The following is a 25,325-nucleotide window of genomic DNA, read 5'->3' as shown; positions in this document are numbered from 1 at the left end:
CCCCTTTAGTCTGCACTGCCATTTTCACCGGGGCGCCACGCCCGGACAGCGGGTGTGTCAATGCATTGTGGGGGAAACTCCCTGGCATGGCAGTAACAAAATGTATCGTTTTGAAAGAAGTTGAAAGCCGGAGCGCTTAAAATCCGGCGTGATCGGCATATTTTCGCGCGTATGCGTCACCTTTGCCGGCGCCAGGTGCTGCGGGATTATCTTTATATTGGCTGATTCCATGTTCGTTTCCGCACCAAATCCTGCGTGACAATTGCGGTTACGATTGGTCTGGTGCGCCGGGCGCACCGGCTTGCCTGGCGCCCCACCGTCACTTGATGAACACCCACACCGGAGATGCCATGGCGCCTGAAATGCAGCAAGCCATACCAGCCATGCTGGCAATGAAGACCGTAGCCGTGGTCGGCCTGTCCGACCGCCCGGAGCGGCCCAGCCATGAGGTGGCCGAATTCCTGCAAGGCCATGGCTTCCGCATTGTGCCGGTCAATCCGCGCCATGCCGGCGATCGCATCCTGGGCGAGACCTGCCACGCCACGCTGCGCGAGGCGGCCCATGCTGCCGCGGCGGCCGGCGCGCCCATCGAATGGGTGGATATCTTCCGCCGCGCTGAAGACACGCCAGGTGTGGTCGACGAGGCCATCGCCATCGGTGCGCGCGGGGTCTGGTTGCAGCTTGGCATTGTCAACGACCAGGCGGTGCGCCACGCCACCGATGCGGGGCTGCTGGCGGTGCAGGACTGCTGCAGCAAGATCGAGCTGACGCGCCGGCTTGGCCAGGCCTGACCCTCGCCGATCCTCCTCCCTTACGATTTCTGCATCTGCCGCCGACCATGGCCATCGATCCGCAACTGCTCTCCTATTACCGCCGCCTGGCCGAACGCTATGCCTCGGAGCCGGCTCCAGCCGACGTCCCGGCGCAGCGAGCCCGTTTCGCCGAGATTGCCGCCGCCTCGTTGCGGCCCGATCCGGAGGGCGTGGTCGTGCAGCAGCTGGACGTGGCGCTGGCCGGGCGCACGCTCGGGGCACGGCTGTTCCGCCCGGCTGGCGTGGCAGCGCCGCGGCTGATGGTGTACTTCCACGGCGGCGGCTGGGTGATCGGCTCGACCCAGACGCACCATACCGTGGCGGCCCTGCTGGCTGCCGATACCGGTTGTGCCGTGGCCAGCGTCGATTACCGGCTTGCCCCCGAGCACGCCTTCCCGGCGCCCTGCGACGACGCCATGCAAGCCGTCCTCTGGCTTGCCGGCCAGCGCCAGGCGCTGGGCCTGGCGCCGGGCTTCCTGGCCGTGGCCGGCGACAGTGCCGGCGGCCACCTCGCTGCGCAGGCCGCGCAGCAGATCAATGCCGGCGACGCGGTGCGGGTCGATGCCCAGCTGCTGATCTATCCGGTCGCCGCGCCGGTGCTCACCACCGAAAGCTATCGCGCCTTCGCCGACGGCCCGGGCCTGACGCGTGACGAGATGGCGTGGTTCTGGACCCAGTTCATCGGCGCTGAAGCGCTGGCGCAGGGCGCCGCCCACGCCGATCCGCGCGTGCACCTGATGGCCGCGCCGCCGGTGCGCCCGCCGGCCACCGTGGTGCTGGTGGCGGCGCACGACGTGCTGCGCGACGACGGCCTGGCCTATGCCGACTTCCTGGTGCGCCACGATGCCCCGGTCATTACCATCGAGGCAGGCGGCATGACCCACGGCTTCGCGCGGCTGCAGCCCGAGGCCGAGCGTGCGCGGGAATGGATGCGGCGCGCCGCGTCGGCGTTCGCCGGGATGATCGACGACGTCTGAGGGGCATCCGCGCGCGGCCATCCCTTAGAATGGCGGTCTTACGAGGATGACCATGACCGCACTGCAGAACGATACCTTCCTGCGCGCGCTGCGCCGCCAGCCCACCGAATACACGCCGCTGTGGCTGATGCGCCAGGCAGGCCGCTACCTGCCCGAGTACAACGCCACGCGCGCGCGCGCCGGCAGCTTCCTCGGGCTGGCCAAGAACCCGGCCTACGCCACCGAAGTGACACTGCAGCCGCTGGATCGCTATCCGCTGGACGCGGCCATCCTCTTCTCCGACATCCTGACCGTGCCGGATGCGATGGGGCTGGGCCTGTCGTTCGCGCAGGGCGAAGGCCCGCGTTTCGCGCATCCGCTGCGCACCGAGGCCGACGTGCACAAGCTGGCCGTACCCGACATGGCGTCGCTGCAGTACGTATTTGACGCCGTGAGCGAGATCCGCCGCGCGCTGGTGCAGGACGGCCGCCAGCGCGTGCCGCTGATCGGCTTCTCGGGCAGCCCCTGGACGCTGGCTTGCTACATGGTGGAGGGCGGCGGCTCGGACGACTTCCGCACGGTCAAGGCGATGATGTACGGCCGCCCCGACCTGATGCACCGCATTCTCGAGATCAATGCGCAGGCGGTCACGGCGTACCTGAATGCGCAGATCGAGGCGGGGGCGCAGGCGGTGATGATTTTCGACACCTGGGGCGGGGCGCTCGCTGACGGCATGTACCAGGCGTTCTCGCTGGCATACATGCGCCGCGTGCTGGCCGGCCTGAAGCGCGAGCACGCCGGGCAGCAAGTGCCAGCGATCGTCTTCACCAAGGGCGGTGGCCTGTGGCTCGAAGCGCTGGCCGACACCGGCGCCGATGCCATCGGGCTGGACTGGACCGTCAACCTGGCCGAGGCGCGCCGGCGTACCGGCGGCCGCGTGGCATTGCAGGGCAATATCGACCCCACCGTCCTGTTCGCACCCGAGGCCGCCATCCGCGCGCAAGTACGTGGCGTACTGGACAGCTATGCCGCCGGCGGCGGCAGCGACGGCCATGTCTTCAACCTCGGCCACGGCATCTCTCAGTTCACGCCGCCCGAGGCCGTTTCCGTGCTGGTCGACGAGGTCCACGGGTACAGCCGCCAGCTGCGCGCGGCGGGGAAGTGACGGTCGCGGTATGCCGGCAAGCGGGCCGCTTCGGCAGGGCCCCGCGCTGCAACGTTACGGCGGCGCCCGTACCCAGTGCTGCGCAGACCGCGCGGCCGTACCATGTCAAGTTAACTTTTTCGCCACGAACCGCCAAAAAGGTGTGCGCACTTGACTGACGGGACTTGACTTATGCACACCGATAGGTTTGCCGCAGTGCATGACAGGGTTATTCCCTAACCTATCTGGGGGATGTTTGCAAGCCCTTGATTTTTAAGGCTTTGGAAGATTTGCAAAGTAGGGGGCGATGCCAGTGGAACCCTTGTTTTTCGGGGCTTCCCAGCCATGCAGAGCGACTTTTCAACAAAGTTATCCACAGGGGCGCGTGAATTAGTGGAAAACCAGTCATCTATCATCGACTTAGGGCCACATTTGAAGTTTTACTTTAAGTTGATGTTGCGCCGCACACAGACCTTCCGGCATGGCCCGGCACACCGCCACTGGCCCGGCGCATGCCCCACGGCGATGCACCAGGCTGGACATGCTGCCCGATAGCGGCGCGCTCCCTCGCGAACCCGCGGCGCCATCCTCCAGCGCCGGGACGGCCTCACCTGCGCCGCCCGTGATCCGGGTTGCGCTCGACACCCCTGCCGACGACTGTTTCGATTACCTCGCCATCGCCGGCGTCGCCCCCGGCGACCTGGTGGTCGTGCCGTTCGGCCGCCGCAGCATGGTTGGCGTGGCGGTCGAATCCGCGCAAGCCTCGGACGTGCCTGTGGAGAAGCTGCGGCCGGTTGCCCAGCGGCTGGACTGGCTGCCGCCGCTGCAGCCAGACTGGATCGCGCTGGCGGCGTTTGCCGCGCGCTACTACCAGCGCCGCCTTGGTGAAGTGATGTTGCCGGCCTTGCCGCCTGCCTTGCGCGAGGCGGAAAGCTGGCCGAACCTTGCGCAGCGTGCCCGCACCGATGAATACCGCGTGCTGCCGGACCATGCGCAGACCCTGCTGGCCGCCGTGCCGCCCCGTGCCCGCAGTGTGCGTGCCCTGGCCCAGGCGCTGGCCGAGCGCGCTGCCACGAGGGAGCCGCTGTCCCTGGCGCAGGCCCGCGCGCTCTGTGCCGCAGCGCCGTCGCGGCTGGCCGAATGGCAGGCCGCGGGCTGGATCGACACCCGGCGCACCGAGCGCAGCCTGTTGCCGACCGATCCCGCCCAGCCGCCATCGGTCGCGCCGCCGCTGCATGACGAGCAGCGCGCCGCGGTGCAGGCCATCGCCGAGGCCGAAGGCTTTGCCCCGTTCCTGCTGCACGGCGTGACCGGCAGCGGCAAGACCGAGGTCTACCTGCATGCCATGCAGGCGGTGCTGGCGCGCGATCCGCACGCACAGGTGCTGATGCTGGTGCCGGAAATCAACCTGACCCCGCAGCTGCAGGCCCGCATTGCCGCGCGCTTCCCGCAGTTGCCGCTGGCGGTGCTGCACAGCGGACTGGCCGACCAGGAGCGCAGTCTGCAGTGGCTGGCGGCGCATCGCGGCGAGGCCCGCATCGTGCTGGGCACGCGCATGGCGGTGATGGCCTCGCTGCCGGCGCTGGCCCTGATCGTGGTCGACGAGGAGCACGACACCTCCTACAAGCAGCAGGAAGGCCTGCGCTACTCCGCCCGCGACCTGGCGGTGTGGCGCGCCAAGCAGCGCGGCATCGCGGTGGTGCTGGGTTCGGCGACGCCGTCGATGGAGACGTGGTGGCGAGCCGGGCAAGGCACCTACCGCAAGCTGGTGCTGCGCGAGCGTGCCCAGGCCGATGCGGCGCTGCCGACGGTGCGGCTGGTGGACCTGAACCACGAGCGCCAGCGCCAGCGCGCGTTGTTCGAAGGCCTGTCCGTGCCGCTGCTGGAGGCCATCGACGCACGCCTGGCGCGCGGCGAGCAGAGCCTGCTGTTCCTGAACCGGCGCGGCTACGCGCCGGTGATCGCCTGCGACAGCTGCGGCTGGCTGTCGGGCTGTCCGCGCTGCTCGGCGTACCTGGTGCTGCACCGGCCCGAACGGCGCCTGCGCTGCCACCATTGCGGCCTCGAGGCGCCGGTGCCGCACCACTGCCCGGACTGCGGCAATGTCGACATCGCCCCGCTCGGGCGCGGCACCCAGCGCATCGAGGAAGCGCTGGCGGCACGCTTCCCGCAGGCCCGCATCGCCCGCATCGACGCGGATTCGACGCGGCGCAAGGGCAGCGCGCAGGCCATGTTCGACGAAGTCCACGCGGGCGAGGTCGATATCCTGGTGGGCACGCAGATGGTGGCCAAGGGGCATGACTTCCAGCGCGTGACCCTGGTCGGCATCGTCCATCCCGACGCGGCCATGTTCAGCCACGACTTCCGTGCCGCCGAGCACCTGTTTGCGTCGCTGATGCAGGTGGCCGGGCGGGCAGGGCGGGCCGGGTTGCCGGGCGAGGTGCTGATCCAGACCCGCTATCCCGATACCCCGGCATTGCAGGCCCTGATGCGCCATGACTATGATGGATTCGCGGCCAGCCAGTTGCGCGAGCGGCGCCAGGCCGGGTTGCCCCCGTTCTGTTTCCAGGTGCTGGTCACGGCGGAACACGGGCAGCTGGAGCGGGCGCTGCAGTTCCTGGAAGCCGCGCGTCGGCATGCCGGACACTGCACCCTGGCGCAAGAGGTGCAACTGCATGATCCGGTGCCGATGTCGATGGTGCGCGTGTTCAACCGCGAGCGTGCCCAGATGCTGGTGGAGGCGACGGCACGCCCCATACTGCAACGGTTTGTGGCCGAGTGGGTACAGACTTTCGCAGAGGTTGGCACGGAGGTGAAGGGGGTGCGCTGGCAGCTGGAAATCGACCCGTTGCGGATCTAGCGCGGCAGCCAGCGCAGCGATGGTGCAACCGTTTGATTAGGGTTTTCGATAGGGTTGCACAAGGTTGCACCTTGGAGATTTTCGGGAGTAAGATCGCGCCAGCTCACAGGCTGCGGCCGGTCGCGCGCCCCTGCCTGTCGGCACGGACGAGGTAGCACCGGCGGCAGCTCCAGTCTTTCGGAGAATTGCCCGCAATGGCCACCACCACCCTTGGCGTCAAGCTCGACGATGCCTCGCGCGACCGCCTCAAGCGCGTTGCTCAATCCATCGACCGCACCCCGCACTGGCTGATCAAGCAGGCGATCTTCAGCTATCTCGAGCAGATCGAGCGCGGCCACCTGCCGTTCGACGCGGGCGCCGCCGGCACGGAGGGCGAGGGCAGTGACGGCACCGAGATGGTCCATGGCGACGCCGCGCCCCAGCCCTTCCTGGAATTCGCGCAGAGCATCCAGCCGCAATCGGTGCTGCGTGCCGCCATCACCTCGGCCTATCGCCGTCCGGAAACCGATTGCGTGCCGGTGCTGCTGGAGCAGGCGCGCCTGCCGCAGCAGCAGGCGGACGCCGCGATCAAGATGGCCAAGGCACTGGCCACGCGCTTGCGCGAGCAAAAGGTCGGCACGGGGCGCGAAGGCCTGGTGCAGGGACTGATCCAGGAGTTCTCGCTGTCGTCGCAGGAAGGCGTGGCGCTGATGTGCCTGGCCGAGGCGCTGCTGCGCATTCCCGACAAGGCCACGCGCGACGCGCTGATCCGCGACAAGATCAGCGGCGCCAACTGGCAGTCGCACCTGGGGCAGAGCCCGTCGCTGTTCGTCAACGCCGCCACCTGGGGGCTGCTGCTGACCGGCAAGCTGGTCGCCACGCATACCGAGTCGGGCCTGACCAAGGCGCTCACGCGCATCATCGGCAAGGGCGGCGAGCCGCTGATCCGCAAGGGCGTGGACATGGCGATGCGCCTGATGGGCGAGCAGTTCGTCACCGGCGAGACCATTTCCGAGGCGCTCGCCAACGCGCGCAAGTACGAGGCGCAGGGCTTCCGCTACTCCTACGACATGCTCGGCGAAGCGGCCATGACCGAGGCCGATGCCGCCCGCTACCTGGCTTCGTACGAGCAGGCCATTCACGCCATCGGCCAGGCCTCGCGCGGCCGCGGCATCTACGAGGGCCCTGGCATCTCGATCAAGCTGTCGGCGCTGCATCCGCGCTACAGCCGCGCGCAGCACGAGCGCGTGATCGGCGAACTGTACGGGCGCCTGAAGTCGCTGACGCTGCTGGCGCGCCAGTACGACATCGGCATCAATATCGACGCCGAGGAGGCCGACCGCCTCGAGATCTCGCTGGACCTGCTCGAGCGCCTGTGCTTCGAGCCCGAACTGGCGGGCTGGAACGGCATCGGCTTCGTGGTGCAGGGCTACCAGAAGCGCTGCCCGTTCGTGATCGACTACCTGATCGACCTGGCCCGCCGCAGCCGCCACCGCCTGATGATCCGCCTGGTCAAGGGCGCCTACTGGGACAGCGAGATCAAGCGCGCCCAGGTGGAAGGGCTGGAGGGCTATCCGGTCTATACGCGCAAGGTCTACACGGATGTGTCGTATATCGCCTGCGCGCGCAAGCTGCTGTCGGTGCCGGACGCGATCTATCCGCAGTTCGCCACGCACAACGCGCACACGCTGTCGGCCATCTACCAGATTGCCGGCCACAGCTACTACCCGGGCCAGTATGAATTCCAGTGCCTGCACGGCATGGGCGAGCCGCTGTACGACCAGGTGGTAGGCCCCACCGCCGACGGCAAGTTCAACCGGCCCTGCCGCATCTACGCGCCGGTTGGCACGCATGAAACGCTGCTGGCCTACCTGGTGCGCCGGCTGCTGGAGAACGGCGCCAACACCTCCTTCGTCAACCGCATCGCCGACGACACCATCTCGCTCGACGCGCTGGTTGCCGATCCGGTGGCCGTGGTCGAGGCCATGCATCGCGACGAAGGCGTGCTGGGCCTGCCGCACCCGCGCATCCCGTCGCCGCGCGCGCTGTATGGCAAGAGCCGGCCCAATTCGGCCGGCATCGATCTGGCCAACGAGCATCGCCTGGCATCGCTGTCGTCGGCGCTGCTGGCCGGCACCGGCGAGCGCCTCGCCGCCGAGCCGATGCTGGGCGCGGAGGTGGCGCGCGCCGCCGATGCCATCACCACCCCGGTCCTGAACCCGGCCGATCACCGCGACGTGGTCGGCCATGTCACCGAGGCCAGCCAGGCCGATGTCGACGCCGCGCTGCAGGCCGCGGTCCAGGCCGCGCCGATCTGGCAGGCGACGCCGCCGGACGTGCGCGCCGCCGCGCTGGAACGCGCCGCCGACCTGATGGAAGCCCAGATGCAGTCGCTGATGGGCATCATCATGCGCGAAGCCGGCAAGACCTTTTCCAACGCCATCGCCGAAGTGCGCGAGGCGGTGGACTTCCTGCGCTATTACGCGGCCGAGGTGCGCCGCGGCTTCGACAACGAGACCCACCGCCCGCTCGGCCCGGTGGTCTGCATCAGCCCGTGGAATTTCCCGCTGGCGATCTTCACCGGCCAGGTGGCGGCCGCGCTGGCCGCCGGCAATCCGGTGCTGGCCAAGCCCGCCGAGCAGACCCCGCTGATCGCCGCCGCTGCGGTGAAGCTGCTGCGCGAGGCCGGCGTGCCGGCCGGCGCGGTGCAATTGCTGCCGGGCCGCGGCGAGACCGTCGGCGCCGCGCTGGTGGGCGACGCCCGCGTCAAGGGCGTGATGTTCACCGGCTCGACCGAGGTCGCGCGCATCCTGCAGCGCAATGTCGCCGGGCGCCTGGACGCCGCCGGCCGTCCGATTCCGCTGATTGCCGAAACCGGCGGCCAGAACGCGATGATCGTCGACTCCTCGGCGCTGGCCGAGCAGGTGGTCGGCGATGTGGTCAATTCCGCGTTCGACTCCGCCGGCCAGCGCTGCTCGGCGCTGCGCGTGCTGTGCCTGCAGGATGACGTGGCCGATCGCGTGCTCGAAATGCTCAAGGGCGCGATGCAGGAACTGAACATGGCCAACCCGGACCGGCTGTCGACCGACGTCGGCCCGGTGATCGACGAAGACGCGCGCGCCGGCATCGTGCGCCATATCGATGCGATGCGCGCCAAGGGCCGACGGGTCCACCAGGCCGATCCCAACGCCGCGCAGGGCGCCAGCTGCCGCCATGGCACCTTCGTGCCGCCGACGCTGATCGAACTGGACAGCATCGAGGAACTGAAGCGCGAGGTGTTCGGCCCGGTGCTGCACGTGGTGCGTTTCCCGCGCGCGGGGCTCGACACCATGGTCAGCCAGATCAACGGTACGGGCTACGGGCTGACGCTGGGTATCCACACCCGTATCGACGAGACCATCTCGTTCATCGTCAGCCGGGCCCGGGTGGGCAACCTGTATGTGAACCGCAATATCGTCGGCGCGGTGGTGGGGGTGCAGCCGTTCGGCGGCGAGGCGCTGTCGGGCACCGGCCCCAAGGCGGGCGGCCCGCTCTACCTGCACCGGCTGCTGTCGGTCTGTCCGCAGGACGCGGTGGCGCGCAGCGTGCGCGCGGCCGATGTCAATGCCGGCGCGGGCGGCGCGCAGACGGTAGGACCGGACGACGACGCCGTGCGTGCCGCGGAGGCCTTCCGCGAGTGGGCGCGGCGCGAACTGCCCGAGGTGGCGGCCGCCTGCGAGCGCTTCGCCGAGGCCTCGGCCTCGGGCCTGGCGGTGACGCTGGCGGGTCCCACCGGCGAGCGCAATACCTACACCCTGCTGGCGCGCGAGCGGGTGCTGTGCCTGGCCGCCCAGGAAGCCGACCTGGCCCTGCAGCTGGGCGCCGTGCTGACGGTCGGCGCCGAGGCGGTATGGCCGGAAAGCCCGGTCGGCCGGGGGCTGTTTGCGCGCCTGCCTAAGGGCGTACAATCGCGCGTCCGCATGGTGGCCGACTGGACCGCGGCGGACACGGCAATCGATGCGGTGCTGCACCACGGCGACTCGGATCAGCTGCGCACCGTCTGCGAGCAGGTGGCAGCGCGGCCGGGGGCGATCATCGGCGTGCAGGGCCTGGCGCAGGGAGAACGGAACATTGCGCTCGACCGCCTGCTGATCGAGCGCTCGCTCTCGGTCAACACCGCGGCCGCGGGCGGCAATGCCAGTTTGATGACGATCGGCTGAGGCAACCCTCGGACGGCGTCATGTCGAAGCGCGCGGCGATGGCGGTGATCCCGCCCCGCCGCGCAGAGAAAAGCACGGCGCGGCACTGCCAGGCTGCGCCGCAATACAACTGCCGGTAACGACACCACATCGGCACCACATCGGCACCATTTGGGACCCAAGGAGATCTGATGAGCTCGACCTTCCACAAGACGGCACTGACCGTTGCCCTGACCCTGGCCGGCCTGACCGCCGCCTCCGCCGCCTTCGCGCAGGCGCAGGAAATCAAGCTGGGCTACGCCGGCCCGATGACCGGCGGCCAGGCCCAGTACGGCAAGGACATGCAGAACGGCATTGTCCTCGCGATCGAGGACATGAACGCCACCAAGCCCAAGATCGGCGGCAAGGAAGTCAAGTTCGTGCTGGTTTCGGAAGACGACCAGGCCGATCCCAAGACCGGTTCGGTGGTCGCGCAGAAGCTGGTCGATAACGGCATCCAGGGCATGCTGGGCCACTTCAACTCGGGCACCACGATCCCGGCGTCGATGGTCTACAACCGCGCCGGCATTCCGCAGATCGCCATGGCGACCGCGCCGGAATACACCAAGCAGGGCTTCAAGACCACCTTCCGCATGATGACCTCCGACACCCAGCAGGGTTCGGTGATCGGCGCCTTCGTGGTGAAGAAGCTGGGCGCGAAGAACATCGCCATCGTCGATGACCGCACCGCCTACGGCCAGGGCCTGGCCGACGAGTTCGAGAAGGCCGCCAAGGCCGCCGGCGGCAAGATCGTGCGCCGCGAGTTCACCAACGACAAGGCGGTGGACTTCAAGGCCGTGCTGACCAACATCAAGCGCAGCAACCCGGACATCATCTTCTACGGCGGTGCCGAGACCCAGTCCGCGCCGATGGCCAAGCAGGTCAAGGAGCTGGGCATCAAGGCCCCGCTGGTGTCGGGCGAAATGTCCAAGACCGACAACTTCCTCAAGCTCGCCGGCCCCGCGGCCGAAGGCACCGTGGTGTCGCTGGCCGGCCTGCCGCTGGACCAGATGCCCGGCGGCGCCGCGTACGAGAAGAAGTACGAGAAGCGCTTCGGCTCCAAGGTCCAGACCTATTCGCCCTACGCCTACGACGGCGCCACCGCGATGATGACGGCCATGGTCAAGGCCGGCTCGACCGACCCGGCGCGCTACCTGCCGGTGCTGGCGGCGACCAATATGCAGGGCGTGACCACCAAGACGCTGGCGTATGACGCGCGCGGCGACCTGAAGGATGGCGGCATCACGGTCTACAAGGTCGTGGGCGGCAAGTGGACGGTGCTGGAGACGGTGGGCGGCAAGTAAGCTGCCGGCCGCGTCTGGCGCATGGGAAGAACGCTGCCTGCGGGCGGCGTTTTTCTTTTCCGGGTGCCGGCGCCGGGCCAGACAAGGTCCCAATCGCCGCCATTGGCGCATAATCCCGCACTCGCACATTTTTTCATCCATAGGAGCAGTACGTGTCCGAGCACGAAGCCAGCTACGACCACGCCATCGAGCTAGCCAACCAGGGGCGCTTCGCCGAAGCGCTGCAGATTGCCGACCAGTTGTCGCAGGCGCGCCCCGAGGTGGTGGACTTCGTCACGCTGCGCGCGCGGCTGCACTTTGACAACGGCGATGCCGGCGCCGCGCTGGCAGTGCTGGACGAGGCGCTGGCGCGGCTCGACACGCTGCCGCTGCAGCCGCCGCACCGCTGGGTCTCGCGCGGCGTGATCGCGCACCGCTACGGCGCCATGCTGATGAGCCTGGGCCGCGACGCCGAGGCCCGCCCGTGGCTGCACGAGGCCGCGCAGCGCAGCGGACTGCTGACGGGCGAATGGGCCGCGCATTTCCACGCCGGCCTGGCGGCGCTGCGTCTGGGCGACATCGCCGGCGCGGCGCGCTACTGGTACGACCTGATGGTGCGCAACCCCGACCTGGGCGCCGACGATATCGCGCCGCTGGTGTCGGACTACATCGCCCGCACCGACGCCGCCGGCGCGCCGGCGGAGCCGCTGATGCGGGTCTGCCTGGGCCGGGTCGCGCTGGACAACCCGCATCTGCTGGAGCTCGATGCCGCCGCCGGCGATGCCGTCGCCGCCGACCAGGCCGCGCGCGTGCTGGCCGAGCACCCCGACCACCCCGAGGCGCGCCGGCTGCGCGCGCCGCTGCGCCATGGCGCCGGCGACCTGCAAGGCGCGCTCGACGACCTCGGCGTCTACCTGCGCCAGGTGCCCGACCCGCAGAGCCAGGTGCGCGAACTGGCCTGGCGCTACCAGCTGGCGCAGCGCGGGGACGGCAATGTCGGCACCGCGCCGGCCGAGCGCGAGCCGTGGCTGCGCTTCACGCTGACCGACCAGTGCGACGACGGCGCCGGCTACTACCGCGCCGCCATGGCGCTGGGCGAATTCATCGACGACGTGCCCGCCGCCGAAGCCGCGCTGCGACCGCTGCTGGTCCAGGCCGGGCGCGCCGGCGTGGCACGCTTCGACCAGTACTTTGCCACGGGCCAGGGCGATGCCGCCGGCCATGGCGGCAATGCCGACACCCATGTCTATTCGCTGCTGTGCCGGCTGCTGGCGCGCAGCCTGCCGGCCGACGCCGCGCACGCGGATGAGCGCATCGCGCTGCACCGCCAGGGCATGGCGGCGAGCGAGTTCATCGAGCACTGGATCGACCTGCTCGATTGCCATGCCGACGCGGGCCAGCACCAGAAGGTGGCGGAGCTGGCGGGCGAGGTGCTCAACCGCTATCCGCTCGAGCGCAATCCGGCCGATGTGACCTGGGTCTTCAGCCGCATGATCGCCGCCTGGAAGGCCATCGGCGGCGCCGAGCCGACCGAGGCCGCGCGGGCCGCGATGGCGCACATGGATGCGCGCCTTGATGCGCTGCCGATCGAGGCGCGCAGCGAGGCCGCGCACCCGATGGCGCATGCGCGCGCGCACTATGCCGCGCTGCTGCAGCGCCGGATGGCCGGCATGGACGAGCACGACCGCACCGATGCGCTGGCCGAGATCGAGACCCAGCAGCGCCGCGCACTGCTGGTGGAGGATGCCTGGCTGTACAACCGTTTCGGCCAGGTCTGGCGCGACCTGGGCGAGCCCGAGCGCGCACTGCCGCTGTTCGAGCAGGCGGTGGCGCTGACCGAAGGCGATCCGCACGACCAGGCCGGCCCGCGCGTGCAGCGTGGACTGGTGCACAACGCCGCGCGCCGCCATGACGCCGCGCTGGCGGATTTCGTCGCCGCCTTCGCCGCGCGGGAGGACTGGGATGCCGAGGTGTACCTGCGCGCGGTGCAATCCGCACTCGGGCAGGGGCTGCGCGAGGCCGCGCTCGGCTACTTCGACAAGGCCCGCGCCCGCGGTGCGGCGCAGGGTGCCACGCGTACGCTGTATGGGCAGGTCGAGGCGGCGTTGAAGGCCACGCGCCCGGTGTGGAAGATGTGGGGTGTCTGAAGCGCCTCCCGGGACCCGCGCCCTCGGCCGCGGATGTAAGGAATGTAAAAAACGCCATCCGAAGATGGCGTTTTTTACGAGAAGATGGCTGAAATAAGACGCGCGTTTGGTGCGGTGTCGGACAATCACTGACATGGATTGTGAAGTGCTTACATTACCATGTCGCCATGAACGGACTGAGCCAACTTTTTCCAAGCCTCCCGCTCGCGCCCGGCGGCCTCTTCTGGGTCGGGCTGGCCCTGGTCGGCGCCGGCCTGGCGGGCGAGCTGAGCCGCCGCTGGCTGCGTTGCCCGCGCATTGTCGGGTACGCCGCGGCGGGGTTGTGCGCCGGCATGCTGGGCCGCGGCATCGTCGACGAGAACATGATCAACCAGACCCGTATCCTGATCGATATGGCGCTGGCGCTGGCCTTGTTCGAACTCGGCCACCGGCTTTCGCTGACCTGGCTGCGCGCCAACCGCTGGCTGCTGCTGACCAGTGCCTTTGAAAGCCTGCTGACCTGGGGGTTGGTGGCGGCGGTGCTGCAGTGGATCGGCGCCTCACCCGGCGTGGCCATCCTGGCCGGCGGCATTGCGGTCAGCACTTCGCCCACCATCGTGCTGCAGCTCAAGAACGAACTGCGCGCCGAGGGGCAGGTCACCGAACGGCTGCTGGCCATGGCGGCGCTCAACAGCATCTATGCCGCCGCGATCGTGCAGGTCGCCACGGGCTGGCTGCATTCGGAATATGGCAACCTGGGCGCGGCGCTGCTGCATCCGTTGTACCTGCTGGTGGGCTCATGCCTGCTGGCCTGGCTGGTGGGCAAGCTCGGCCATGCCATCTACGACCGCATGTCGGCCGACGACCACTACAGCTTCCTGGTGCTGGTCGGCCTGGTGCTGTTCACGCTCGCGCTGACCCGGGTACTAAAATTGTCGATGCCGCTGACGCTGATGCTGGCCGGCGTGGTGTTCAAGCACCAGGACAACCAGCCGCACGTGTGGCCCCCGCATTTCGGCAGCGCCGGCAGCCTGCTGATTATCGTGATGGTGGTGTCGCTGGGCCTGCCGCTGACGGCGCAGGACTGGGCCGTGGGCGGCGTCTACGCCATCGCGCTGGTGGTGCTGCGCCACGTCGCCAAGCTCGCCGGCGTGGTGTCGCTGGGTTCGTTCTCGGGACTGAGCCTGCGCCAGTGCATGGCGCTGGGGCTGGCGCTGGCGCCGATGTCGGGCCTGGCCTACCTGCTGATGCATGACGTCGCGCGCCTCTATCCGGGCACCGGGCAGCCGCTGGCGGCCATCATCTTGTGCGCGCTGGCCATCGAACAACTTTTCGGCCCGGTGATCGCGGCCTGGGCGCTGCGCTACGCAGGCGAAGTCCGCGTCGATATCCGGGCCAATGGAGGAGGGCGCTGATGTCGCTCGAACCGTTCAAGCAATCCGAGGCGCTGACCTTCGGCGTCGAGCTGGAGCTGCAGCTGGTCAACCGGCATGACTATGACCTGGCGCCGTTCGCACCCGACCTGCTGCGCGCGCTCAAGGGCGCCGAGCATGCGGGCGACATCAAGCCCGAGATCAGCCCGTCGATGATCGAGATCAGCACCGGCATCTGCCACAGCTACCAGCAGGCGCTTGAAGAACTGACGGTCATGCGCGACCTCATGGTGGCGGCCTCGCGTTCGCTGAACCTGGGCATTGCCGGCGGCGGCACGCATCCGTTCCAGCAATGGTCCGACCGCACCATCTCCGATTCGCCGCGCTACCAGTACATCTCCGAGCTGTACGGCTACCTGGCCAAGCAGTTCACCGTGTTCGGCCAGCACGTGCACATCGGCTGCCCCAGCGCCGACGAATCGCTGTTCCTGCTGCATGCCATCGGCCGCTATGTGCCGCACTTCGTGGCGCTGGCGGCGTCGTCGCCCTATGTGCAGGGTGTCGATACCGGCTTTGCCTCGGCACGGCTGAATTCGGTCGCGGCCTTTCCGATGAGCGGGCGTGCGCCGTTCCTGCTGACGTGGGATGCCTTCACCGCGTACTTCGAGAAGATGCGCAACACCGGCGTGATCGAAAGCATGAAGGACTTCTACTGGGATATCCGCCCGAAGCCCGAATTCGGCACCATCGAGGTCCGCGTGATGGACACGCCGCTGACGGTGCAGCGTGCCTGCGATATCGCCGCGTATATCCAGATGCTGGCGCGCTACCTGTTGCTGTCGCGCCCGTTCATGCCGCAGGAAGACGATTACCTGGTGTACACCTTCAACCGCTTCCAGGCGTGCCGCTTCGGGCTGGAGGGCGAATACGTGCACCCCAACGAACTGACCCGCATGCCGATCGCGGACCATATCCTGTCGATCTGCGACGCGCTGGTGCCGCATGCCGAGGCGCTCGGCTCGCTGCCGGCGCTGGCCAATATCCGCGCCCTGGCCGAGCGCCGCGACGGCGACGCGCATTGGCTGCGCCAGGTCGACGCGGAGGCGCGCAGCCAGCGCGAGACGGTGCGCAAGGCGTGTGACCAGTGGGCTGCATGAGAGGGCTGCCTGAGAGGGCCCGAGGGGGCAACCCGAGCGCGCGTTGAACGCGCCGTGGCCTTACTGGACGCTGTAGCCGCGCCCCTGCATGCAGGCGCCCCAGGCCTGGTAGTACGAGCCCATCGCCTGGCTGGTATTGGCCGCCGCCTGCTGGTTGGCCGCGTTCGCCTGGCGGCGTGACTGGCGGTGCGCCATGCCGCCGGCGACCGTACCCGTTGCAGCGCCGATTGCCGCGCCCTTGCCGGCGTCGCCCGCAATCGCGCCTGCCACGGCCCCGGCGGCAGCGCCGCCTGCCGCACCCCGCACGCGCTGGCCGCTTTGCGCCTGGGCCGGCGGCGGCGCGTTGGCGGCCTGGGCAGGATCAATGCCGGTCTGCTGCTTGGCCCAGCTGTAGCACGCGCCGTCGTCGCTGGCCTGCTGCTGCTGGCTCTGGCCCTTGGCCGGATAGGCGATGGGCTTGTTCTGCGCCGTGGCCTGGAACGGCGCCAGCGCGAGGGCCGCGGCCAGCGCGCCGAGGGCGAGATAGGGCTTGGGATGCTGGCGTTGCTTCATGATCGTGTTCCCCCGCAGTGGTCGGCTACGCAATGCCGGACGCGCCGCCCGGTGCGCGAGCGGCAAGCGCCGTTCCGTGTTCTGTGAAGGCCAGTATTTGCGGCCCGCAGGGCTAAGTCAAATCAGTGTTTTGGCGGCGTGATGTTATTTGTTTGTGGTGGGTGGCGGCGCCAGCAGGAACGCGGTGGCCTGCTGCCACCAGGCCAGGTCGACATGCCCGGTCCAGTCGTTGTGGCCGGCGCCGTCGATCACCGCCAGCCGTCGCGGTTCGCCCAGCGACGCATAGAGCGCCTTGCCGAAGCGCGCCGGCACGATGGTGTCGCGTTCGGCCACCGCCACCATCACCGGGCGGCCGAAGCCGGCCAGATTGGCCACGCTGTCGTAGCGGTCGCGCAGCACCCAGCCGGCCGGCAGCCAGGGATAGTGGTGCGAGGCCAGGTGCGCCAGCTTGTCCCACGGCGTGATCAGCAGCACGCCGTCAATGCTGTCGCGCTGGCGCGCCGCCGCGGCCGCCACCACGCCAGCGCCCAGCGATTCGCCGATCAGCAGCAGCGGCCCGTCGAACTGGCGCCGCGCCAGCACGATCGACTGTTCCGCGTCTGCGACAAAGCTTCGCTCGCCCAGCGTGCCCGGGCGCGGCCCGTATCCCGGATACTCGGCCAGGATCACGCGCACGCCCAGCGGCGCCAGCGCACTGGCGTAGTAGTCGCGATGCCCGGCATGCCCGGCGTTGCCGTGGAACACCATGGCGGTGGCGCGCACCGGCCCGCGCGGCTCGGCCACCAGTCCGCGGAAGTCGTCCGGACCCGGCCACGCGCGCAGCCCGGGCGAGACCATGTCGTCGACCGAAGCGCGTTCGGGGAAATAGAGGAAGTGGTCCTGCAGCATGGCGATCGCCGCCAGCCCCGCCAGCGCCGCGGCCAGCCAGCGCCAAGGGCGCGCCCGCGCCGGCCGTGGCTGCGCCACGGGTTTCGTTGCGCCAGGCAGCGCGCTGGCAGGCATGGCCGTGTGCGTGACGCGGCTAGACGCCGGCGTACACAGGTTCGCAGCGCACCTCGGTCCTGACCGAGTTGGCGATAAAGCAGGCCTCGTGCGCGGCGTGGTGCAGGGCGTCGAGCTGTTCGCGCGTCGGTTCGGCCTCGCCGCCAAACGTGACTTGCGGACGCAGCGTCACCACCGTCATCGCCATGCGCCCGTCGGCGTTCTTTTCCATCACACCGGTGGCCGCGTCCAGGTAGCGGTCGACCACCAGGCGCTGCTTGGCGGCGAGCGACAGGAACCACAGCATGTGGCAGCTCGACAGCGAGGCGATGAACATCTCCTCCGGATCGACCGCGCTGGCGTCGGACATCGGCACCGGCACCACATGGGGTGATGACGAGCCCGGTACTTCGGCGCCGCCGTCGAAGCGCAGCAGATGCCGGCGGCTGTAGCGGTTGCCGGCGAAATCCTGTCCGTCGCGTTGCCACAGGACTTCAGCGGTGTAGGTGGACATGCAGGGACTCCTGGGGTTGGGGAAAGATTTCAGGCGCCGTGCGGCACGCTCTCGCCATCGCGCAGGCCCAGGCGCTGGTTGGCCGGCACGGCGACATCGATCAGCCTGGGGCGCGGCAGGTTCAGGTTGCGCATCATCTCGACGAACTGCTCGCGCGTGCGGCCGGCGACGCGGCTGTTGTGCGCGCGTTCATGGCCGATGGTGGACACGGTGCGGCCCTTGTAGTCATGGGCCGGATAGACCAGCGTGTCGTCGGGCAGCGCGAACAGCTTGCGGGTCAGGCTGTCGTACAGCGTGCCGGCGTCGCCGGACTGGAAATCGGTGCGGCCGCAGCCATCGATCAGCAGCGCATCGCCGGTGAAGACGCGGCGCACGATGCCGTCGGCGGTGGGCTCTTCCCACAGGTAGCTCATGCTGCCGGCGGTGTGCCCGGGCGTCTGGATCGCGCGCAGCAGCTGCTTGCCGAAGGCGACGGTATCGCCGTCGATCAGCTGCTTGTGCGCGGGCTTGATGTCGCAGCCGGACGGCGCCGCGGTATGCGCGCCGGTCTGCAAGGCGAGGTGGCCGGCCGAGGTGATGTGGTCGGCATGGGCATGGGTCTCGATCACCCACGCCAGGCGCGCGCCGGTCTCGTGCAGCAGCTGGAGGTCGCGCTCGAGCTGATGGTCGACCGGATCGATCAGCAGCGCGTCCCCGGTGGCGGCGTCGATCAGCAGGTAAGTGAAGGTGGACGAGGTCTCGTCGAACAGCTGGTGGAAGGTCTGCATGGCCGTCCTCTTGTTGTTTGGCCGGGGAACGCCGCCATGATACGCCGCGCCAGCGCTAGCACTCCACGATATTCACCGCCAGGCCGCCGCGCGCCGTTTCCTTGTACTTGGTCTTCATGTCGGCCCCGGTCTCCCGCATGGTCTTGATCACCGAGTCGAGCGACACGTAATGCGTGCCGTCGCCGCGCAGCGCCATGCGCGCCGCGTTGACTGCCTTGACCGACGCCATCGCGTTGCGCTCGATGCACGGGATCTGCACCAGCCCGCCGACCGGGTCGCAGGTCAGGCCCAGGTTGTGCTCCATGCCGATCTCGGCAGCGTTTTCCACCTGAGCCGGGCTGCCGCCGGTGACCGCGGCGAGTGCGCCGGCCGCCATCGAGCACGCCACGCCGACTTCGCCCTGGCAGCCGACCTCGGCGCCGGAGATCGATGCGTTGAGCTTGTACAGCAGGCCGATCGCGCCCGCGGTGAGCAGGAAGTCGACCACGCCCTCGCGATTGGCGCCAGGCACGAAGCGGTCATAGTAGTGCAGCACCGCGGGGATGATGCCGGCCGCGCCGTTGGTCGGCGCCGTGACCACGCGTCCGCCGGCGGCGTTTTCTTCATTGACGGCGATGGCGTACAGGTTGACCCAGTCCATCACCGAAAGCGGGTCCGACAGCGTGCGCTCGGCACGCTCGGTCAGGCTGCGGTACAACTCGGGCGCGCGCCGCTTGACCCTGAACGGCCCCGGCAGTTCGCCATCGGTACGGCAGCCCCGCGCCACGCAGGCCTGCATCACGTCCCAGATATGCAGCAGGCCGTCGACGACTTCCTGCTCGCTGCGCCACGTCAGTTCGTTCTCCAGCATCAGGCGCGCAATGCTCTTGCCGCTGTCCTGTGCCATCTGCAGCATGTCCTTGCCGCTGCGGAACGGATGCGGCAGCTGCTGCGCGGCGTTGAGCACCTGGGTGTTGGGCGCACCCGCCGTGACCACGAAGCCACCGCCCACCGACAGGTAGCGCGCTTCGCGCAGGCTCGCGCCGCTGCCGTCGAAGGCATGGAACTTCATGCCGTTGGGATGCTCGGCCATGGCCTCGCGCCGGTAGAAGGCGATGTGCTCCTTCTCGACGAAGGGCACGATGTGGCGGCCCAGCAGCGACAGCTCGCGCGTCTTGCGCAGGGCCGCCAGGCGCGTGTCGATGGAATCGGGGTCGATGGTGTCGGGCGCCTCGCCCATCAGGCCCAGGATCACGCCCTTGTCGGTGCCGTGGCCCTTGCCGGTGGCGCCGAGCGAGCCGTACAGCTCCACCCGCACGCTGGCGACTTGCGGCAGCAGCCCGTCGCGCTCCAGCCCCTGCGCGAACATCAGCGCCGCGCGCATCGGGCCCACGGTGTGCGAGCTCGACGGGCCGATGCCCACCTTGAACAGATCGAATACGCTGACTGCCACGGACGGCCTCCAGATTGACGCCGGACCAGGCCGGCGGGCGCCGCGTTGCGCGGCGCCCTGAGTACAGCTTAGCTTGTGGCCGGGATGCCGGCTCAGTCCACCACGTAGTCGCTGACCGGCACGCAGGCGCAGAACAGGTTGCGGTCACCGTACACGTTGTCGGCGCGGCCGACCGGCGGCCAGTACTTTTGCGTGCGCAGCGATGCCACCGGGTAGGCGGCTTCCTCGCGCGTGTACTGGTGGGTCCACTCGTTGGCGGTCACCACCGCGGCGGTGTGCGGCGCGTGCTTGAGCGGGTTGTCCTCGCGGTCGAACGTGCCGTCGGCAACGCGGCCGATTTCCTGGCGGATCGCGATCATCGAGTCGATGAAGCGGTCCAGCTCATGCAGCGCCTCGCTTTCGGTCGGCTCGATCATCAGCGTGCCCGGCACCGGGAAGCTCATGGTCGGCGCGTGGAAGCCGTAGTCCATCAGCCGCTTGGCCACGTCTTCGTTGCTGATGCCGGTTTCTTTCTGCAGCGGGCGCAGGTCCAGGATGCACTCGTGCGCGACCAGGTCGTGCTGGCCGGTGTAGAGCACCGGGTAGTACGGTGCCAGGCGCTTGGCGACATAGTTGGCGGCAAGGATGGCGTTTTCGGTCGCGGCGGTCAGGCCGGCCGAACCCATCATCGCGATATACATCCACGAGATCGGCAGGATGCTGGCCGAGCCGAACGGTGCCGCCGACACGCCGCCGATGCCGCGCTCGTCGCGCCGGTAGCCGACGCTGTCCTGGTTGGGCAGGAAGTCCGCGAGGTGCGCGCCGACCGCGACCGGGCCCACGCCCGGGCCGCCGCCGCCGTGCGGAATGCAGAAGGTCTTGTGCAGGTTCAGGTGCGACACGTCGCCGCCGAACTGGCCCGGCGCGGCGGTGCCGACCATCGCGTTCATGTTGGCGCCGTCGACATAGACCTGGCCGCCGTGCCTGTGCACGATCTCGCAGATCTGCTGCACGCCCTGCTCGAACACGCCGTGCGTGGACGGGTAGGTGATCATGATCGCAGCCAGGTTCTGGCTGTGCTGCTCGGCCTTCTTCGCCAGGTCTTCCAGATCGACGTTGCCGTTCTCGTCGCAGGCCACCACCACCACCTTCATGCCGGCCATCTGCGCCGACGCCGGGTTGGTGCCGTGCGCCGACGACGGGATCAGGCAGATGTCGCGATGGCTTTCGCCGCGGCTGGCGTGATACGCATGGATGATCAGCAGGCCCGCGTACTCGCCCTGCGAGCCGGCGTTGGGCTGCAGGCTGACCGCGGCGTAGCCGGTGGCGGCGCAAAGCATGGCCTCGAGCTGGTCGATCATCTCGCGGTAGCCCACGGTCTGGTCCAGCGGCGCGAACGGGTGGATCTGGCTGAACTCGGGCCACGTCACCGGGATCATCTCGCTGGTGGCGTTCAGCTTCATCGTGCACGAGCCCAGCGGGATCATGGTGCGGTCCAGCGCCAGGTCCTTGTCTGCCAGCATGCGCAGGTAGCGCAGCATCTCGTGCTCGGCGTGGTGCGTGTTGAAGACCGGGTGCGTCAGGTATTCGCTGGTGCGTGCCAGCGCTGCGGGGAACGCGTCCTGCGTGGCGGCTTCGAGCTTGTCGAAGTCCAGGCCAGCGGGCAACGGCTTGCCTTGCGTAAAGACTTCCCACAGCGCGACCACGTCGGCGCGGGTGGCGGTCTCGTCCAGCGAGATGCCCACACGCGTGGCGCTGACATGGCGCAGGTTGATGCCGCGCGCAGTCGCAGCGGCGTGGATGGCTTCGGTGTTGAAGCCCGTTTCCACGGTCAGCGTGTCAAAGAAGGTAGCGTTGGTACGCGCGAAGCCGAGCGTTTCCAGGCCGGCAGCCAGCGTCGCGGTCAGGCGATGCACGCGCTGCGCGATGCGTTTCAGGCCTTGCGGGCCGTGGTAGACCGCGTACATCGACGCCATCACCGCCAGCAGCACCTGCGCGGTACAGATGTTGGAGGTGGCCTTCTCGCGGCGGATATGCTGCTCGCGCGTCTGCAGTGCCAGGCGGTAGGCCTTGTTGCCCTGCGCGTCGATGGTCACGCCGACCAGCCGGCCCGGCATCGAGCGCTTGAACGCATCCTTCACCGCCATATAGCCGGCGTGCGGGCCGCCGAAGCCCAGCGGCACGCCGAAGCGCTGCGAGTTGCCCACGGCCACGTCGGCGCCCCATTCACCCGGCGCGGCGATCAGCGTCAGCGCCAGCAGGTCGGCGGCAGCCACCACCAGGCCGCCGGCCGCGTGCACGGCGTCGGCGATGGCGCGGTAGTCATGGATGTCGCCGTTCACGCCCGGGTACTGCAGCAGCACGCCGAAGGCGCCCGCGGAAGCGGCGTCGGCGGCGGGGCCGACCTTCACTTCGATGCCCAGCGGCAGCGCGCGCGTGCGTACCACTTCCAGCGTCTGCGGCAGCACGTCGTCGGCGACGAAGAAGACGCTGGAATCGTGCTTGTTCACGCGCTGCAGCAGCGTCATCGCTTCGGCGGCGGCGGTGCCTTCATCGAGCATCGACGCGTTGGCGATATCCAGCCCGGTCAGGTCGGTCACCATCTGCTGGAAGTTCAGCATCGCTTCCAGGCGGCCTTGCGAGATTTCCGGCTGGTAGGGCGTATAGGCGGTGTACCAGGCGGGGTTTTCGAAGATATTGCGCAGGATGACGCCGGGCGTAATGGTGTTGAAGTAGCCCTGGCCGATGAAGCTCTTCAGCACCTTGTTCTTGCCCGCCAGCGCGCGCAGCTTGGCCAGCGCGGCCTCTTCGCTCAGCGGCTCGGTGAACTCGCCCATCGGCATGCCGTCGCGGCGGCGGATGGCGGCGGGGATGACGGCGTCGATCAGCGCGGCGCGGCTGTCATAGCCGAGCACCTTCAGCATGTGCTGCTGCTCGGGGGTATCGGGGCCGATATGGCGGGCGGCGAAGGCGTCGCGCGCCTCCAGTTCGGCCAGCGTGGGCCGGTTCACTTGGGCGGCGGTCATGGGAAGCGGGGCGTTCATTGGCAAGAACCTCGTGGGGCGCGTCGGCAGGTGGTCAGCCCGCCGGCGCGCTGTCAATTTGCTTGTCGTTCCCGCGAAGGCGGGAACCCAGTGACTTTTTCAGCGGCGCAAGCAAGCCACTGGATTCCCGCCTGCGCGGGAATGACGAAAATCAGGCGCCGACGCTGGCCTTGTAGGCGTCGGCCGACATCAGGCCGTTGACGTCGTCGCCGTTGGCCGGCTTGAGCTTGAACAGCCACGCGTCGAAGGCGTTGGCGTTGACGCTTTCCGGCGCCGCGGTGGCGGCCTCGTTGACGGCGATCACTTCGCCGGCCACGGGCGCGTAGATGTCGGAAGCGGCCTTCACCGACTCGACCACGGCCAGCGCGTCGCCGGCACCGACCGCCTTGCCCACTTCGGGCAGCTCCAGGAAGACGATGTCGCCCAGCGCGTCCTGGGCGTGGTCGGTGATGCCGATGGTGAGCGTGCCGTCGGCTTCGACGCGCACCCACTCATGCGACTCGGTGTACTTCAGGTCAGCGGGGAAATTCATGAAGGTTCTCCGGATTCAGATCTGTTTCTTGTTGGGTGATGCCTGCCCGGCAACGTTGCCGGCAGGCGAGGGCGACCGTTGGGTGAGCGGGGCGTTCCCTTAGCTCACGAGTGCCTTGCCATGACGCACAAACGGCAGTTTAACCACAGTCGCGTTGAGTTTGCGGTCGCGGATCTCCACCTGCACGGTGTCGCCCACGTTCACGCCTTGCGGCAGGCGCGCGAACGCGATCGATTGCGACAGCGAGGGGCTGAACGTGCCGCTGGTGATTTCGCCGTCACCGGCGGGGGTGATGACTTTCTGGTGGGCACGCAGGACGCCACCTTTGTCGCGCAGGATCAGGCCGAGAAACTGCTGGCGCGAACCGGCCGCGGCCAGCGCCGCCTTGCCGGTGAAGTCGCGCTCGCTCTGCAGGTCGACCGTCCACGCCAGGCCCGCATCCAGCGGCGAGACCTTGATATCCATGTCCTGGCCGTACAGGTTCATGCCGGCTTCCAGGCGCAGCGTGTCGCGCGCACCCAGGCCGGCCGGGCGCACGCCGGCGGCTTGCAGCTTTTCCCACAGGCCGGCGACGCTGGCGGCCGGTACCACCAGTTCGAAGCCGTCTTCGCCGGTGTAACCGGTGCGTGCCACCATCACTTCGCCGAGGGCCGGATCCTGCACCACCACCGCGTTGAACGGCTTGAGCGCGTCGGAAGGCTGGGTCGACGGGAAGGTGCTCCAGACCTTGGCGCGGGCATTGGGCCCCTGCACCGCGACGATCGCCAGCGGCGGCACGCCCGCGGGCGCAACGTCCTCGCGGCGCGGCGTGATGGTCACGCCGCTGCCGGTGGCCTCGTTGCGGGCGCGGATCCAGTCGATATCGCCGACCGCGGTGCCGGCGTTGACGACCAGGCGGAAACGGTCTTCCGCAAAGAAATAGACGATCAGGTCGTCGATGACGCCGCCGTGCTCGTCAAGCATGCAGGAATAGAGTGCCTTGCCCGGGGTCTGCAGCTTGTCGACGTTGTTGGCCAGCAGGCCGCGCAGGAAGGCGCGGGTATTGGGGCCGGCGAGGTCGACCACGCACATGTGCGAGACGTCGAACATGCCGGCATCGTTGCGCACGGCATGGTGCTCCTCGATCTGGGAGCCATAGTTGACCGGCATGTCCCAGCCGCCGAAGTCGACCATGCGGGCGCCGAGGGCGCGGTGGATAGCGTTGAGGGGCGTGGCCTGGAGCGTCATGGAATCCTCGGGGGCAGTCTCGGTTGGCGAAAACAAAAAAGGGTCATCCGCCGCAACGATCGCCAGCCGATATGGCCAGCAATCCGCTGCGGCGGATGACCCCTCTGTCCTCGATACCTGAGAGATTACGAGGCGGATCCTGCGGATTCCAGTCCTCGCGCGCCCCTTCGGTGGGCACGCTCGCCACGAATGGCGGGTGCCGCTCTCCAGAGTGCGGCATGCATCGTGTGCATGTTGCATGCCGATCCGACCGGTCCGTGGTGCCTGAGAGTTTTCGGGTGATACCCCTTCGGCGGCGCAGGCGATGCGCGCTCTCCCGGTCGGATGCGCGCAATGTACGGGAGGCCCCCGCCTTTGTCAAACCAAGGCAGAGGCTGCCGTACCCGCCGC

At 68.8% G+C, this 25,325-nt stretch carries 18 protein-coding genes and 2 riboswitches; of the genes, 9 read left to right on the top strand and 9 right to left on the bottom strand.

Annotated elements, in window-relative coordinates:
- Positions 1-57 precede the first annotated feature (57 nt).
- Positions 58-231: a hypothetical protein gene (locus RALTA_RS30295; RefSeq protein WP_155892723.1), complete on the bottom strand. Its 174-nt coding sequence runs from the start codon at positions 229-231 to the stop codon at positions 58-60.
- A gap of 119 nt (positions 232-350) precedes the next feature.
- Between RALTA_RS30295 and RALTA_RS15110 the strand changes: the two genes are divergently transcribed.
- The 9 genes from RALTA_RS15110 (at position 351) to RALTA_RS15070 (ending at position 15,907) form a co-directional block, all read left to right on the top strand.
- Positions 351-791 carry a CoA-binding protein gene (locus RALTA_RS15110; protein WP_025586094.1) on the top strand — a complete coding sequence of 147 codons (441 nt, stop codon included), beginning with the start codon at positions 351-353 and terminating at the stop codon, positions 789-791.
- A 47-nt stretch (positions 792-838) separates the two neighbouring features.
- Positions 839-1,789, top strand: coding sequence for an alpha/beta hydrolase (locus RALTA_RS15105; protein ID WP_012354275.1), 951 nt, complete (start codon positions 839-841; stop codon positions 1,787-1,789).
- Positions 1,790-1,835: 46 nt separating this feature from the next.
- Complete coding sequence (gene hemE, locus RALTA_RS15100) at positions 1,836-2,933, top strand: uroporphyrinogen decarboxylase (protein ID WP_012354274.1); 1,098 nt, start codon at positions 1,836-1,838, stop codon at positions 2,931-2,933.
- Positions 2,934-3,453: 520 nt separating this feature from the next.
- Positions 3,454-5,772: a primosomal protein N' gene (locus RALTA_RS15095; protein ID WP_041232228.1), complete on the top strand. Its 2,319-nt coding sequence runs from the start codon at positions 3,454-3,456 to the stop codon at positions 5,770-5,772.
- A 194-nt stretch (positions 5,773-5,966) separates the two neighbouring features.
- Entirely contained in the window at positions 5,967-9,950 is a 3,984-nt protein-coding gene (putA, locus tag RALTA_RS15090) for a trifunctional transcriptional regulator/proline dehydrogenase/L-glutamate gamma-semialdehyde dehydrogenase (RefSeq protein ID WP_012354272.1), read from the top strand.
- A gap of 170 nt (positions 9,951-10,120) precedes the next feature.
- Positions 10,121-11,272: a branched-chain amino acid ABC transporter substrate-binding protein gene (locus RALTA_RS15085; protein ID WP_012354271.1), complete on the top strand. Its 1,152-nt coding sequence runs from the start codon at positions 10,121-10,123 to the stop codon at positions 11,270-11,272.
- Positions 11,273-11,424: 152 nt separating this feature from the next.
- The gene (locus RALTA_RS15080) at positions 11,425-13,398 is read left to right on the top strand and encodes a tetratricopeptide repeat protein (protein ID WP_012354270.1); all 1,974 of its coding nucleotides are present in this window, start codon (positions 11,425-11,427) and stop codon (positions 13,396-13,398) included.
- A 167-nt stretch (positions 13,399-13,565) separates the two neighbouring features.
- Positions 13,566-14,792: a cation:proton antiporter gene (locus RALTA_RS15075; RefSeq protein WP_041232227.1), complete on the top strand. Its 1,227-nt coding sequence runs from the start codon at positions 13,566-13,568 to the stop codon at positions 14,790-14,792.
- Positions 14,792-15,907 carry a YbdK family carboxylate-amine ligase gene (locus RALTA_RS15070; RefSeq protein ID WP_012354268.1) on the top strand — a complete coding sequence of 372 codons (1,116 nt, stop codon included), beginning with the start codon at positions 14,792-14,794 and terminating at the stop codon, positions 15,905-15,907. Before RALTA_RS15075 ends, RALTA_RS15070 begins: the two co-directional genes overlap by 1 nt.
- 60 nt (positions 15,908-15,967) lie before the next feature.
- Here RALTA_RS15070 and RALTA_RS15065 read toward each other — a convergent pair whose 3' ends face one another.
- From RALTA_RS15065 to gcvT, 8 genes are all read right to left on the bottom strand, one after another.
- Complete coding sequence (locus tag RALTA_RS15065) at positions 15,968-16,459, bottom strand: YMGG-like glycine zipper-containing protein (protein WP_012354267.1); 492 nt, start codon at positions 16,457-16,459, stop codon at positions 15,968-15,970.
- Between the two features lie 144 nt (positions 16,460-16,603).
- Positions 16,604-17,461 (bottom strand): alpha/beta hydrolase, encoded by an 858-nt coding sequence (locus RALTA_RS15060; protein WP_081479484.1) that lies wholly within the window; start codon positions 17,459-17,461, stop codon positions 16,604-16,606.
- A 19-nt stretch (positions 17,462-17,480) separates the two neighbouring features.
- On the bottom strand, positions 17,481-17,954 hold the full coding sequence (locus tag RALTA_RS15055) for an OsmC family protein (protein WP_012354265.1): 474 nt from the start codon (positions 17,952-17,954) through the stop codon (positions 17,481-17,483).
- A 29-nt stretch (positions 17,955-17,983) separates the two neighbouring features.
- Positions 17,984-18,721 (bottom strand): MBL fold metallo-hydrolase, encoded by a 738-nt coding sequence (locus tag RALTA_RS15050; RefSeq protein ID WP_012354264.1) that lies wholly within the window; start codon positions 18,719-18,721, stop codon positions 17,984-17,986.
- Positions 18,722-18,776: 55 nt separating this feature from the next.
- On the bottom strand, positions 18,777-20,153 hold the full coding sequence (locus RALTA_RS15045) for an L-serine ammonia-lyase (RefSeq protein ID WP_012354263.1): 1,377 nt from the start codon (positions 20,151-20,153) through the stop codon (positions 18,777-18,779).
- Between the two features lie 92 nt (positions 20,154-20,245).
- A complete protein-coding gene (gcvP, locus tag RALTA_RS15040) occupies positions 20,246-23,176 on the bottom strand; it encodes an aminomethyl-transferring glycine dehydrogenase (protein WP_012354262.1) in 2,931 nt (976 codons plus the stop codon).
- A 151-nt stretch (positions 23,177-23,327) separates the two neighbouring features.
- A complete protein-coding gene (gcvH, locus tag RALTA_RS15035) occupies positions 23,328-23,708 on the bottom strand; it encodes a glycine cleavage system protein GcvH (protein ID WP_012354261.1) in 381 nt (126 codons plus the stop codon).
- Between the two features lie 99 nt (positions 23,709-23,807).
- Positions 23,808-24,935, bottom strand: coding sequence for a glycine cleavage system aminomethyltransferase GcvT (gcvT, locus tag RALTA_RS15030; protein WP_012354260.1), 1,128 nt, complete (start codon positions 24,933-24,935; stop codon positions 23,808-23,810).
- Between the two features lie 94 nt (positions 24,936-25,029).
- Positions 25,030-25,155: riboswitch (glycine riboswitch) on the bottom strand.
- A gap of 21 nt (positions 25,156-25,176) precedes the next feature.
- A riboswitch (glycine riboswitch) is annotated at positions 25,177-25,264 on the bottom strand.
- Between the last annotated feature and the right edge of the window lie 61 nt (positions 25,265-25,325).

This window comes from Cupriavidus taiwanensis LMG 19424, from assembly GCF_000069785.1.
In the GTDB taxonomy this organism is placed as follows: Bacteria; Pseudomonadota; Gammaproteobacteria; order Burkholderiales; family Burkholderiaceae; genus Cupriavidus; species Cupriavidus taiwanensis.
Note: the sequence above shows the minus strand (reverse complement) of the source record. Positions and strands in the feature narration are given on the sequence as shown.

What these genes read in the sequence shown, in the direction of transcription:
- RALTA_RS30295 (WP_155892723.1), bottom strand. Translation starts at nt 231, where the DNA reads ATGGAATCAGCCAATATAAAGATAATCCCGCAGCACCTGGCGCCGGCA.
- RALTA_RS15110 (WP_025586094.1), top strand. Translation starts at nt 351, where the DNA reads ATGGCGCCTGAAATGCAGCAAGCCATACCAGCCATGCTGGCAATGAAG.
- RALTA_RS15105 (WP_012354275.1), top strand. Translation starts at nt 839, where the DNA reads ATGGCCATCGATCCGCAACTGCTCTCCTATTACCGCCGCCTGGCCGAA.
- hemE (WP_012354274.1), top strand. Translation starts at nt 1,836, where the DNA reads ATGACCATGACCGCACTGCAGAACGATACCTTCCTGCGCGCGCTGCGC.
- RALTA_RS15095 (WP_041232228.1), top strand. Translation starts at nt 3,454, where the DNA reads ATGCTGCCCGATAGCGGCGCGCTCCCTCGCGAACCCGCGGCGCCATCC.
- putA (WP_012354272.1), top strand. Translation starts at nt 5,967, where the DNA reads ATGGCCACCACCACCCTTGGCGTCAAGCTCGACGATGCCTCGCGCGAC.
- RALTA_RS15085 (WP_012354271.1), top strand. Translation starts at nt 10,121, where the DNA reads ATGAGCTCGACCTTCCACAAGACGGCACTGACCGTTGCCCTGACCCTG.
- RALTA_RS15075 (WP_041232227.1), top strand. Translation starts at nt 13,566, where the DNA reads ATGAACGGACTGAGCCAACTTTTTCCAAGCCTCCCGCTCGCGCCCGGC.
- RALTA_RS15070 (WP_012354268.1), top strand. Translation starts at nt 14,792, where the DNA reads ATGTCGCTCGAACCGTTCAAGCAATCCGAGGCGCTGACCTTCGGCGTC.
- RALTA_RS15065 (WP_012354267.1), bottom strand. Translation starts at nt 16,459, where the DNA reads ATGAAGCAACGCCAGCATCCCAAGCCCTATCTCGCCCTCGGCGCGCTG.
- RALTA_RS15060 (WP_081479484.1), bottom strand. Translation starts at nt 17,461, where the DNA reads ATGCCTGCCAGCGCGCTGCCTGGCGCAACGAAACCCGTGGCGCAGCCA.
- RALTA_RS15055 (WP_012354265.1), bottom strand. Translation starts at nt 17,954, where the DNA reads ATGTCCACCTACACCGCTGAAGTCCTGTGGCAACGCGACGGACAGGAT.
- RALTA_RS15050 (WP_012354264.1), bottom strand. Translation starts at nt 18,721, where the DNA reads ATGCAGACCTTCCACCAGCTGTTCGACGAGACCTCGTCCACCTTCACT.
- gcvP (WP_012354262.1), bottom strand. Translation starts at nt 23,176, where the DNA reads ATGAACGCCCCGCTTCCCATGACCGCCGCCCAAGTGAACCGGCCCACG.
- gcvH (WP_012354261.1), bottom strand. Translation starts at nt 23,708, where the DNA reads ATGAATTTCCCCGCTGACCTGAAGTACACCGAGTCGCATGAGTGGGTG.
- gcvT (WP_012354260.1), bottom strand. Translation starts at nt 24,935, where the DNA reads ATGACGCTCCAGGCCACGCCCCTCAACGCTATCCACCGCGCCCTCGGC.